We start from the raw sequence: 12029 nt of genomic DNA, 5'->3' as shown, positions 1-12029 counted from the left end.
TCTGGCGAGCCTTCAGCGGTCGCAATGCCGCACATCGCACCACGATAGTGCGCAAGCGTCACGCACCAAGCCTGTGCGCTGCCGCCGGCTGACTCAGATTGGGGCACATGGCAGTGCGTATGCTGCGCCGTGACTTGCCCGAATCCGGAATCGGCACTATGGTGGCCTCTCGATTGCGCGCCACGGCGTTGCCGGATGAGCCGCAACTACCAAGTAAAAGCACGACGGAGACAGCCCATTGAAAGCGTCAACGACGCCCGGCGCGGACCAGATCGTCATCATCGGCGCCGGCGTGGCCGGCATGTGCATGGGCATCCGGCTCAAGCAGGCCGGCATCGATGACTTTGTCATCCTGGAGAAGGCCGGCACGGTAGGCGGCACCTGGCGGGACAACACCTACCCGGGCTGCGGCTGCGACATCCCCTCCCATCTCTACAGCTTCTCGTTCGCGCCCAAGCCGGACTGGTCCAGCGCGTACTCGCCCCAGCCGGAGATACACCGCTACCTGCAGCATTGCGCCGAGCGCTTCGGGCTGCTCGGGCATATCCGCTTCGGCATCGAGGTCACCGAGGCACGCTACGACGAAGGCGCCTGCCTGTGGCAGGTGAGCACAGGTAACGGCGACACCATCGCCGCGCGCATCCTTGTCAGCGGCACCGGGCAGCTCAACCGTCCGCTGGCGCCGGACATCCCGGGGCTGGACAGCTTTGCCGGCACGGCCTTCCATTGCGCGCGCTGGCGGCATGACGCCGACCTGCGCGGCAAGCAGGTCGCGGTGATCGGCAACGGTGCCAGCGCGCTGCAGTTCATTCCACGCATCGCGCCGGAAGCGGGCAAGCTGACGGTGTTCCAGCGAAGCGCCAACTGGGTGCTGCCGCGCAACGGCGAGGCCTATACCGCCGAGCAACAGGCGCGCTTCCGGCGTCACCCGTGGACGGCGCGGCTGCATCGCTGGCACCTCTACCTGCAGCGTGAGCTGCGCTTCGGGCGCATGCAACGGGACAGCGGGCGCAACCGGGAACTGGAAACGCTGGCGCGCCGCTACCTGGCGCACATGATTGCCGACCCCGCGCTGCGCGCCAAGCTCACGCCGGACTACCCGATCGGCTGCAAGCGCATCCTGATCTCCGACGATTTCTACCAGGCGCTCAAGCGGCCTAACGTCCAGGTCGAGACCACCCGCATCGCCCGTGTCGAAGCCGACGCCGTGGTCACCGCCGACGGCGCCAGGCATCCGGCCGACGCCATCATCTTCGCGACCGGCTTCGACGCCCGCTCCTTCCTCGCGCCGATCCGCATCCACGGCCGCCATGGACGCACCCTGGCCGATCAGTGGCGCGAGGATCCCGAGGCCTATCTGGGCATGACGGCGCCGGGGTTTCCCAACCTGTTCGTGCTGTACGGCCCCAATACCAACCTGGGCCACAACTCCATCATCTTCATGCTCGAGTGCCAGGCGCGTTATGTCCTGCAGTGCATCCAGGCCTGCCGCTCAGCGCGCTTCGCCTCCATGGAAGTGCGCCCGGAGGTGGTGACGCGCTTCAACCAGGCATTGCAGGCGGCCATCGGCCAGACCGCGTGGGCCGGCTCGTGCAGCAGTTGGTACAAGTCGGCGAGCGGCAGGGTCATCAACAACTGGTCGAGCCATGCCACCGCCTATTGGTGGAAGACGCGCAAGCCGGACTGGGGACACTTTGTGCTGCGCCACGCCAGCGACGGGGGCCGCTACATCACGGGCTCGCAGTTCACCGTCGATGGCGGCATCACTGCCCAGTAAGCCTGCCGCGTCATTTCGCCAAACCAGCCCGCCAGGAGAAGCCAATGGAGTTCGCCATGCAACGTCTGGCCATCGCGTCGGAACCCATCCAGACCAGCCTGATCGAGGCCGGCACCGGCCGCCCCACCCTGCTTGTGCACGGCACCAGTTCCAGCGCGGAGACCAACTGGGCCGCGCTGCTGCCCGGGCTCGCGCAGCGCAGGCGCTGCCTGGCGCTGGACCTTGCCGGCTCCGGCGAAACCCGCGACGACGGCGGACCGCTGACGCTCGATGCGCTGGTGGGACAGGTGCGCGCCTGCATGGCGCTTGAGGGCGATGCGCCCGTGGACCTGGTCGGCTATTCGCTAGGCGGGGTGGTGGCCGCCGCCGCGGCTGCGCTGATGCCGGAGCACGTGCGGCGCCTGGTGGTGTTCGGCGCCTGGGCGCGCACCGATAGCCGCGTGCGCCTGCTGTTTGCGCTATGGCAGTCGCTGGCGCAGTCGGACCGCAAGCAACTGGCGCGCATGATCCTGCTCAACGGCGTATCGGAGCACTTCATCGCGCCCATGGACGACGCCACCATCGAGGGCATCCTGCGGCGTTTCGGCGCAGGCCTGGCGCCCGGCAGCGACCGCCAGGCCGCGCTCGACGCCACCATCGACATCACACCGCTGCTGGCGCGCATCCGCGCCGCCACGCTGGTGATCGGCATGCGCCACGACCAGATGGTGCCGCCGGCGCATTGCCGCGCGCTTGCCGAGGCGCTTGGCGACGCCAGCTACGCGGAGATCGACAGCGGGCACCTGGTGATGCTGGAGCAACCCGAGCGCCTGCTCGCACTGATCGAGCAACACCTGGACTGAGCAATCACCAGCACAAGCGCACACCAAGCCGACACGTTGAACCGATCCTGAGGCTGACCGATGAATACACTTCCCACCTACCAGCCACGCAGCGCCTGGGCCATGGCCTCGATGCTGACCTGGCTTTCGCTGATCAACTTCCTCGACAAGATCGTGCTGGGCATGGTCGCGGTGCCGCTGATGGCGGACCTGAAGCTTGCGCCGGCCGAGTTCGGCCTGATCGCCAGCAGCTTCTTCTGGCTGTTCTCGCTATCCACCGTGCTGGTTGGCTTTCTGTCCAACCGCGTGGCCACGCGCTGGCTGCTGCTGGCGATGGGCTTGGCGTGGGCCGTGCTGCAGGTTCCGCTGGCGCTGGCGGGATCGGCCATGACCATCCTGCTTTGCCGCATGCTGCTTGGCGCGGCCGAGGGGCCGGCCTTCCCGATCTCCGTGCATGCGCTATTCAAATGGTTTCCAGACCATAAGCGCAACCTGCCGGTGGCGATGATCAACCAGGGGGCCAACGTGGGCCTGCTGCTGGCGGGACTGCTGATCCCGCTGGTGACGATACGATGGGGCTGGCGCGCCAATTTCATGATCCTGGCCGGCATCGGCATGGCGTGGAGCGCGATGTGGCTCTGCGTGGGGCGCGAGGGGCCGCTGGCGCAGGCAAGCGCGCCACGCGCCGGCACCGCGGCCACGCCCGTGCGCCTGCCCTATCGCCGCATCTTCCGCGATCCGACCGTGCTGGCCTGCCTGGCCGTCGGCTTCTGCGCGTACTGGGCGCTGGCGCTGGGGCTGACCTGGCTGCCCGCCTACCTGGAAAAGGGCCTGGGCTTCGACCCGGTCACCACCGGGCGCTGGTATGCCGCCATCGTGGCCTCGGCCATGCCCGTCACGCTGGTCCTTAGCGGGTTGTCGCAGCGCATGCTGCGCGCGGGCGCATCGTCGCGGCTCGCGCGTGGCGCGGTCATCTCGGTGGCCGCGCTGGCAGGCGGCGGCGTGTACCTGGCGATCGCGTCGATCTCGCTGGCGCCGGTGCCCAAGACCTTGCTGATTGCCGTGGCGGCATGCCTGCCACCCGTGGCGTTCGCACTGACGCCAGCCATGCTCGCGCAGATCGTGCCGGAGGGCCAGCGCGGCAGCGTGTTGTCCATCCACACGGCGCTGACCACGTTGGCCGGCATCCTGGCACCGGCGGTGGTGGGGCAACTGGTGCAGCGCCATGGCATGAACGGGGGCTTCGAAGTGGGCTTCACGATCAACGCTTTGCTACTGCTGGCCAGCGGTGTGATTGGCCTGTGCTGGCTCAATCCCGAGCGTTCCGCAAAGGCGCTGGCGGCCTCGCCACAAGACATCGCGGCCGCGCGCTCACCGGCCTGAGCTGCGCCTAGCGGGACAGCCACCACCAGGCCGCGCCGGCTGCGGCGGCCTGGCCCGCGGCAACGATCAGGAACGGCTGCCACGACGCGTCGAACTGGTCCTGCAGCGCGTTGACGGCAGCCGTGCGCAAGGCCGCCGGCGCGTCCTGCGCGGCCAGCCCGGCAAACGGCACCGCCGCGACCACCTTGTCCGAGAGATGCAGCGCCATGCGGCGCGCCAGCCGGGGCATGCGCTCGCTGTCCTCGAGAAAATCGCGCAAGCGGGCCGTCAATGCTTGCGGCTTGGCAAGCAGGCTGGCCAGGGCGCCGGGTTGCTGCGCTTGCAGCGAGTCGACGAAGCGCCCCAGCGTGGCGTCGTAGAAGCGCTCGCCATGCGCGTTCGCCAGCGTACCGAGCACACGGTCGAGCGCGCGCTGCTGGCCAACCACGAAATAAGCTATGGGAAAACCGATCAATAACACCGCCGCAGCCGCCGCGAGCGGCCAGCCCATGCCCGCGCTGCCCTTGGCCACCAGCGTGAATGCGATCAGGCTGAGGACCAGCCCGGCAACGCAGCAGCGCACGATCTCCCAGAGATAGAGCGAGCCCGCCTTGAGCATGGACTTGCCGAGATCGCCGAGATCGATTGCGCCCCTGGACATGTAGGTCACCTTGAAATGGCGCCCGCATGACCAGCGCCGATAAAGAAACGGCGCGGGCCGCCGCGCACCTTGGTGTGGCGGCGGCCGGCCTGCATTACGAGTAGCGGCGGCTGATGGATTCCGCCACGCACACCGGGCGCTCGCTGCCTTCGCGCTCCACCGTGACTTCCCAGTTGGACTGGGCGCCGACCAGCGCGGGCGCGTTCGGCAGCGGCTCCAGGCGCTCCACCGATAGCAGCTTCACGCGCGCACGCAGGCGGCTGCCGACCGGCACCGGCGCGGTAAAGCGCACGCGGTTCAGGCCATAGTTGACGCCCATCTTCACGCCGGGCATGTCGATCGCGTTGTGCATGAACGCCGGCAGCAGCGACAAGGTCAGGAAGCCATGCGCCACCGGCCCGCCGAACGGCGATTCGCGGCGGGCGCGCTCCACGTCGACGTGGATCCATTGATGATCGCCGGTGGCTTCGGCGAACTGGTTGACCTGCTGCTGGGTGATCTCGATCCAGTCGCTGATGGCCACTTCCTGGCCCTGCAGGCTTTCCAGTTCTTCGAGCGAAGCGATGGTACGCATGGTGTCTCCTTGTTGTTGTGCTGGCCGGGATGGCCGGGGTTCAGTCGGGGGTGATGCCTTGCTCCCCTCTCCCGCGTGCGGGAGGGGCTGGGGGAGAGGGAGCAAACACCACCGTTATATCAAGCGGCTTTGGCGCATCAGGCAGGCCGCCGTCCGTACATGCCCATGCCCTTGACGGTGCAGACCAGTTCGCCGCGCTGGTTGGTGGCATCCCACTGGGTGTGCACCACGCCGCGGTCCGGCTTGGACGAGGATGCGCGCGCATCCAGCACCACCAGCGACACGCTCAGCGTATCGCCCGCATAGACCGGCTTGAGCCAACGGATTTCGTCCACGCCGGGCGAGCCCATGCTGGCCGCCTTGGAGGTCATGTTATCCACCAGCAGGCGCATCATGATCGAGCAGGTCATCCAGCCGCTGGAGATGAGATTCTTGTAGATGCTTTTTGCGCGGCTTCCTTGTCGACGTGGAAAGGCTGGGGATCGTACTGGCGGGCGAAGGCCAGGATCTCCTCCTCCGTCACCAGGTGGGACCCGAGGTCGCGCTTGCTGCCGACGGCGAAGTCTTCGAAATACAGGGTGGACATGAATCGCTCCGTCAACGGGGAATCAGTAAATACGGGACACGGGAAACGCACTGCAAAACACGAGATCCATACATAACAAAAAACCGCGCCTGGAACAACCGGCGCGGTTCTTTGATGCCACCTGGATCAGACCGTTTCCAGGAAGCCAGGCGGCGCCGCAAAGCGCGACAGGTGATGATCGACATCCCCGAAGGTGGTGTTGATCAGCGTCAGGCGCTTGAACATGTGCGCCGCCGGCAGTTCATCGGTGACGCCCATGCCACCGTGGATCTGCACGGCTTCCTGGCCGACCGAGCGAGCCGCCTGGCCCACGCGTGCCTTGGCCGCGGAGGCAAAGCGACGGCGTTCTTCCGGGCTGGCCTCGTCGAACTTGGCGGCGGCCAGCAGCGTGATGGAACGCGACTGCTCGGCGTGGATGAACATCTCCACCATGCGGTGCTGCAGCGCCTGGAAGCGCGCGATCGGCACGCCGAACTGCTGGCGGGTCTTGGCGTACTCCAGCGTGGCGGCGTTGAGCGTGTCCATCACGCCAACGGCTTCCGCGCACAGCAGCACGGCGGCGTAGTCGGCCACCTGCTCGATCAGCGCAAACGCCGCGCCTTCGGTGCCCAGCAACTCGCCCTGTGCATCCTTGAAAGTGATATCGGCAGCGCGCAGGTTATCGATGGTGCGGTAGTCGGTGATGCTGACGCCGGCCGCCTTCGGGTCCACCAGGAACAGCGAAATGCCATTGGTGTCGGCATCGGCGCCGCTGGTGCGGGCCGACACCACCAGCTTGCCGGCTTGCGCGCCGTGGATGGTCACGACCTTGCGGCCGTTGAGCTTGCCGCCCTTGGCGGTCACGCGCACGTCATTGAGCGCATAGCGGGCATGCGGCTCGTTGAAGGCGGTGGCCAACTTCAGCTCGCCACCAGCGACCTGCTCCAGCAGCGCGTCCTGGCCGCCGGCCAGCTTGAGCGCGTAGGCGGCAACCACGGTGGCGAAGTACGGCTCGACCACCAGGCCGCGGCCCAGTTCCTGCATCACCACCATCATGTCGACGGGCGTGCCCGAGAAACCGCCCTGCGCTTCCGGCACCGGCAGCGCGGTCAGGCCGAGCTCGACCAGCGCGCCCCAGGCGGCATCGCTATGGCCGGCTTCGGCCTTGATGCCCTTCTTGCGGGTTTCGAAATCGTAGTCTTTATCGATGAAGCGATGGACGGCGTCAGCCAGTTGCTTCTGTTCGTCGCTGAGATTGAAGTTCATATCGCGTGTCTCCTCACAGCCCCAGGATCATCTGGCTGATGATATTCTTCTGAATTTCGTTGGACCCGCCGTAGATGGAGGTCTTGCGATAGTTGAAGTAGTAAGCGGCCAGCGGCGCGGCATCGTCGTAGCCGGTCACCGCGTGCTCGTGTTCGCACTCCAGGTAGGCGGTGTCGAACGGCTGCGCGTAGGGGCCGACAGCCTCCACCATCAGCTCGGTCAGCATCTGCTGGATCTCGGTGCCCTTGATCTTGAGCATCGAAGCCTCGGGGCCAGGGCCCTTGCCGGCGCTCTCGCTCGACACCACGCGCAGCACGGTCAGTTCCAGTGCCATCAACTCGATTTCCAGCGCGGCAACCTTGGCGCCGAACAGCGGATCTTCCAGCAGCGGGCGGCCGTTCTTTTGCTGTTGCTTGGCAACGCGCTTGAGGAAGCCCAGCTCGCGCTTGGAGTTGCCCACGCGGGCAATGCCGGTGCGCTCATGGCCAAGCAGGTACTTGGCGTAGGTCCAGCCGCGGTTTTCCTCGCCCACGCGGTTCTCCACCGGCACCTCGACGTTGTCGAAGAACACTTCGTTCACTTCGTGCTCTTCGTCGAGCATGATGATCGGGCGCACGGTGATGCCCGGGGTCTTCATGTCGATCAGCAGGAAGGAGATGCCCTCCTGCTTCTTGGCTTCGGGATCGGTGCGGACCAGGCAGAAGATCATGTCGGCGTGCTGGCCGAGCGTGGTCCAGGTCTTCTGGCCGTTGACGATGTAGTGCTTGCCGTCGGAGGTGAGTTCAGCGCGGGTCTTCAGCGACGCCAGGTCGGAACCCGAACCCGGCTCGGAGTAACCCTGGCACCACCAGTCGGTGCAATCCAGGATGCGCGGCAGGTAGTAGTCCTTCTGCGCTTCGCTGCCGTACTTCATGATCACGGGCGCGACCATGGCCACCCCGAAGGGCAGCACGCCGGGCGCGCCGACGCGGGCATTTTCCTCGTCCCAGATATGGCGCTGCGTGGCGTTCCAGCCCGTGCCGCCGTACTGCACCGGCCAGTGCGGCGCGGACCAGCCGCGGCCCGCCAGCAGCTTGTGCCAGCGCACCAGGTCGTCGCGGTTGGGGCGGCGGTGGTTCAGAATCTTGCTGCTGATTTCCGCCGGCAGGTTGGCCTCCAGCCAGCCGCGCACTTCGGCGCGGAAGGCATCGTCGGACGCCGAATAGTTGAGATCCATGCCCGTCTCCAGTGATGCCGGTGTGAGACCGGCAAATTGTTCTAGCTAGCGCGTCATGCGCCGGCAAGAACACTGCCTTGGGCACAGGACGCTATTCAGTGAGCCGTCTGCTTGAGCGCATCCGGCACCACGAGCTGGAAAGTATCGATGCCTTCGTCGGCAAGCGCCTGCACTTCATCCGGCGAAGCCGTTCCGCGGATCCCGCGTTCCGGCGCTTCGTCGTAATGCATGCGCCTGGCCTCTTCGGCAAAGCGTTCGCCCACGTCCTCGGTCTGCGCCAGCACCTGCTTTACCGCCTTCAGGTAAAGCGACTGCAGTGTTGCCGGCGCCGCCGGGACCTTCGCCCCGGCCGGCTTGCCCGCCGGCGCGGCGGCCGCTCCCGAGAGATTCAGGCGCGGCGCGCTGGGCAACCGGGTGATGGCATGGTCTTCGCAGACCGGACATTGGACGAGATTTTGCGAAATCTGCGATTGCGCGTCGTCCTCCGAAGCGAACCAGCCCTCGAAACGATGGTCTTGCGCGCAGCGCAGGTCGAGCACCTTCATGATGTTTCCAGCCCGTCGAAGGCTATAGTATCCGCGAAACGGAATTTTGTGAACGGTCGTGCTAATTTTTTTGCAGCCATGTTGGCATCCGGTGGGCCTTGCGGGGTCCGGGGGATTTTTAGGTATGGCTGCGGGCGCACGGCTAATTGGAGATTTTACGCGGTTAGGGGGTGGGGTGCTGGGGGCGGCAAACAATTGGCGCTTGATGGGGGATTGGAATGTGATGTTTGCGGTGTTGGATTTTGGGCCCACGTGCCTCCATGCGCGGGTCTTTTGCTGCTTCTTTAAGCTGAGAGCAAGGCGCCGGCAGCGCCGGTACGGCAGGGCATCAAATGGCCGGGCATTCGCCGCCAGAGACAAAACCACGAAACCAGCAACGTGGGTAGCATCGCGGCCCTCCGCACCGCGTACGGCAGATGTGGGAATGGTCACCGAGCAAAGCGATCAGGGGCCTTACGGCGAGACCCGTGGGTCATGCAGTTGCGATGACCCTAAAGCCGGTAAGGCACGCCAGCCAACACTCAGGGCCGTACGACGCAACCACAGAGGCAAAAACAGCCTTATTGCTCTGCTCCCGGCAGGGCGGCTTTCTTTCGTTAGTTTTCTTTTTGCCGCGCAAAGAAAAGTGACCGGCAGCCCCCGCAGGGGGATGTCGTACGGCTCTTGGGCCCAAAAACCAACGCCGCAAAAATCAAAGCCCAACCACAAAAACAAGAGCCAACGGTTCTGCCCTTGGCCAACACCCCCACTATCCCGGCAACACCTGCTCCCCCACCCCCCATACCCCCGACACCACCTTCTCCAGCCAAAACGCTCCAATGATCGTCTTGACGTCGGTAATCCGCCCCGAGCGCACCCAGTCGATCACCTGCCCCGCCGGCACGATAAACGTCTCGAGGAATTCGCCTTCATCGAGCTGCGCCGGCCCGGCGGTCAGATCCCGCGCCAGGAAGATATCGATAAACTCGGTGGAATACGAAATGACGGGATGGATGCGCGTCAGGTAATCCCAGCGCCGCGCGCTGTAGCCGGTTTCCTCGCGGAGCTCGCGCTCGCCGCAGCGCTGCGCGCCTTCCTGGGGATCCAGCTTGCCAGCAGGAAACTCAAGCATCACCTCGCCAACCGGATAGCGGTACTGCCGCTCCAGCAGCACGGTGCCGTCGTCGAACAGCGGGATCATCATCACTGCGCCGGGATGCAGCACGTATTCGCGCCCGGCATGCTTGCCGTCGGGCAGCTTGACGATATCTTGCTTGAGCGTGAGGAATTTGCCTGTGTGCAGCGTGGCGGACGCCACGCACACTTCTTTCAGGCCTTGATCGTCGCCAGCGGCGATCTCGCCGGCGTCCAGCGTGTCAATCTTGTCGCTCATGAAAGCTCCGGGTCCGGACGCGGCCGGCCCGGGCGCCTTCGCTACCCGGCCTCAGGCCGCGCGATGTTTGACGAGGTATTGCCAGGTGAAGCCCGGGAAGGCAAACACCAGCATCATGCAGGCGGTGATGGCGTAGAACTGCCAGCCCTGCGCGAAGGCATTGCCCAGCCCCGCCTCCACGGCGAAGCCGGCCAGGCCTGCCGCCACATACCAGGTGATCAACTCGGCCAGCCTCATCCACAGCGGCTTCCTGGCGAAGCGCAGCGGAATCAGCGCAAACAGGCGCTGGTTGATAAACGGCAGGTTGGCACAGACCAATGCCAGCAAGATGACAAACCAGCCCGCCGCGGATGCACTCATATCGCTACGCCGCCGTCGTGCATCAGGACGCCAGCGTGGCGCGGATGGCCTGGTAGCACAGGTTCATCAACGCTGCCGGGAACAGGCCCAGGGCAATGATGACCGCGCCGTTCAGGGTCAGCATCGAGCGCAGGCCCATCGACGATTCCAGCTTGACGTCGTCGGTCGGCGCGTCGAAGTACATCAGCTTGACCACGCGCAGGTAGTAGAACGCGCCGATCAGCGAGAACAGCACCGCGACCACGGCCAGCCAGGTCATGCCGCTGCGGACCACCGCCTCGAGTACGGCCAGCTTGGCGTAGAAGCCCATGGTCGGCGGGATGCCGGCCAGCGAGAACATCATCACCAGCATCAGCAGCGCGTACCACGGATTCTTGCGCGACAAGCCCTTGAGGTCGTCCAGGGTCTCGGCCTCGAAATCCTTGCCGGCGCGCAGCAGGATGATGCCGAAGGTGCCCAGCGTGGTGATCACGTAGGTCACGGCGTAGAACATCGACGAACCGTAGGCGCTGGCGGCGCCGTCGGCCTTGCCGTCGGCCACGCCGGAAAGCATGCCCAGCAGCAGGAAGCCCATGTGCGAGATGGTGGAATACGCCAGCATCCGCTTCAGGTTGGTCTGCACGATGGCGGTCAGGTTGCCGATCGCCAGCGAGGCCACAGCCAGCACGACCAGCATCACTTGCCAGTCCACCGCCAGCGGCAGCAGGCCTTCCACAAGCAGGCGCAGCGCCATGGCGAAGGCGGCAAGCTTCGGTGCGCCGGCGATCAGCAGCGTCACCGCGGTCGGCGAGCCCTGGTAGATATCCGGAATCCACATGTGGAACGGCGCGGCGCCCATCTTGAACGCAATGCCCGCCACCAGGAAGACCACGCCAAAGGCCAGCATGGTGGTGTTGACGCGGCCCGACTCCACGACGCGGAACACTTGGCCGAGGTTGAGCGAACCGGTAGCACCGTACAGCATGGACATGCCGTACAGCAGGAAGCCCGAGGCCAGCGCGCCCAGCACGAAGTACTTGATGGCCGATTCGGAAGTCACACGGTTATCGCGACGCAGCGCCACCAGCGCGTAGGACGCCAGCGACAGCAGTTCCAGGCCCAGGTACAGGGTCAGGAAGTTGTTGCCGGTGATCATCACGATCTGGCCGCCGAGCGTAAACAGCGCGAGCATGTAGAACTCGCCGCTGTACATGTCGCGGTCAGCCAGGTAGCTGCGCGTATAGACCAGCGTGACGAACAGCGCGCCGGAGGCGAAGGCCGACAGCACATTGGCCATCGGATCCACCACCACCAGGTTGGTGAAGGCGTAGTGTGTCTCGCCGGCGGCGGCGTTCAGGCCGAACCACACGGTCAGCACGAGCGTGGTGAGCAGCGACAGCGGATAGGCCACGCTGGACCGGGTCTTGCCACGGGCAAGGTCGATCCAGTTGACCGCGGCGATCGCGATCGCCAGGAAAATGATTGGCGCCACAGGTGCCAATGTCGAGGACGGTTGCATGTTTGTTTCTCT

At 65.6% G+C, this 12029-nt stretch carries 11 protein-coding genes and 1 pseudogene; 3 read left to right on the top strand and 9 right to left on the bottom strand.

Annotation, left to right across the window (positions count from 1 at the left end; all coding sequences use genetic code 11):
* The first annotated feature begins 238 nt into the window (after positions 1 to 238).
* From OMK73_RS35010 to OMK73_RS35000, 3 genes are read left to right on the top strand one after another with little or no spacing between them, the layout of a single operon-like run.
* Positions 239 to 1777: a flavin-containing monooxygenase gene (locus OMK73_RS35010; protein ID WP_267606017.1), complete on the top strand. Its 1539-nt coding sequence runs from the start codon at positions 239 to 241 to the stop codon at positions 1775 to 1777.
* Positions 1778 to 1833: 56 nt separating this feature from the next.
* Positions 1834 to 2619, top strand: a complete 786-nt coding sequence (locus tag OMK73_RS35005; RefSeq protein WP_267606016.1) for an alpha/beta fold hydrolase — start codon at positions 1834 to 1836, stop codon at positions 2617 to 2619.
* A gap of 60 nt (positions 2620 to 2679) precedes the next feature.
* Positions 2680 to 3981 (top strand): MFS transporter, encoded by a 1302-nt coding sequence (locus tag OMK73_RS35000; RefSeq protein ID WP_267606014.1) that lies wholly within the window; start codon positions 2680 to 2682, stop codon positions 3979 to 3981.
* Between the two features lie 7 nt (positions 3982 to 3988).
* Here OMK73_RS35000 and OMK73_RS34995 read toward each other — a convergent pair whose 3' ends face one another.
* The 9 genes and pseudogenes from OMK73_RS34995 to nuoN all read right to left on the bottom strand — a co-directional run bounded on the left by OMK73_RS34995 (position 3989) and on the right by nuoN (position 12017).
* A complete protein-coding gene (locus OMK73_RS34995) occupies positions 3989 to 4621 on the bottom strand; it encodes a hypothetical protein (protein ID WP_267606013.1) in 633 nt (210 codons plus the stop codon).
* Between the two features lie 94 nt (positions 4622 to 4715).
* On the bottom strand, positions 4716 to 5195 hold the full coding sequence (locus OMK73_RS34990; RefSeq protein WP_267606012.1) for a MaoC family dehydratase: 480 nt from the start codon (positions 5193 to 5195) through the stop codon (positions 4716 to 4718).
* A 137-nt stretch (positions 5196 to 5332) separates the two neighbouring features.
* Positions 5333 to 5781 (bottom strand): annotated as a pseudogene (locus OMK73_RS34985) (MaoC family dehydratase).
* A 126-nt stretch (positions 5782 to 5907) separates the two neighbouring features.
* Positions 5908 to 7026: an acyl-CoA dehydrogenase family protein gene (locus OMK73_RS34980; RefSeq protein ID WP_267606011.1), complete on the bottom strand. Its 1119-nt coding sequence runs from the start codon at positions 7024 to 7026 to the stop codon at positions 5908 to 5910.
* A gap of 13 nt (positions 7027 to 7039) precedes the next feature.
* A complete protein-coding gene (locus OMK73_RS34975) occupies positions 7040 to 8242 on the bottom strand; it encodes an acyl-CoA dehydrogenase family protein (protein ID WP_267606010.1) in 1203 nt (400 codons plus the stop codon).
* Positions 8243 to 8337: 95 nt separating this feature from the next.
* Positions 8338 to 8787, bottom strand: a complete 450-nt coding sequence (locus tag OMK73_RS34970) for a DUF1178 family protein (RefSeq protein ID WP_267606009.1) — start codon at positions 8785 to 8787, stop codon at positions 8338 to 8340.
* 748 nt (positions 8788 to 9535) lie between these two features.
* A complete protein-coding gene (locus OMK73_RS34965) occupies positions 9536 to 10159 on the bottom strand; it encodes an NUDIX domain-containing protein (protein WP_267606008.1) in 624 nt (207 codons plus the stop codon).
* Positions 10160 to 10210: 51 nt separating this feature from the next.
* Positions 10211 to 10519, bottom strand: coding sequence for a DUF2818 family protein (locus tag OMK73_RS34960; protein ID WP_267606007.1), 309 nt, complete (start codon positions 10517 to 10519; stop codon positions 10211 to 10213).
* A 22-nt stretch (positions 10520 to 10541) separates the two neighbouring features.
* Entirely contained in the window at positions 10542 to 12017 is a 1476-nt protein-coding gene (gene nuoN, locus OMK73_RS34955; protein ID WP_267606006.1) for an NADH-quinone oxidoreductase subunit NuoN, read from the bottom strand.
* Positions 12018 to 12029 lie beyond the last annotated feature (12 nt).

The organism is Cupriavidus sp. D39, from assembly GCF_026627925.1.
Classification (GTDB): Bacteria; Pseudomonadota; Gammaproteobacteria; order Burkholderiales; family Burkholderiaceae; genus Cupriavidus; species Cupriavidus ulmosensis.
Note: the sequence above shows the minus strand (reverse complement) of the source record. Positions and strands in the feature narration are given on the sequence as shown.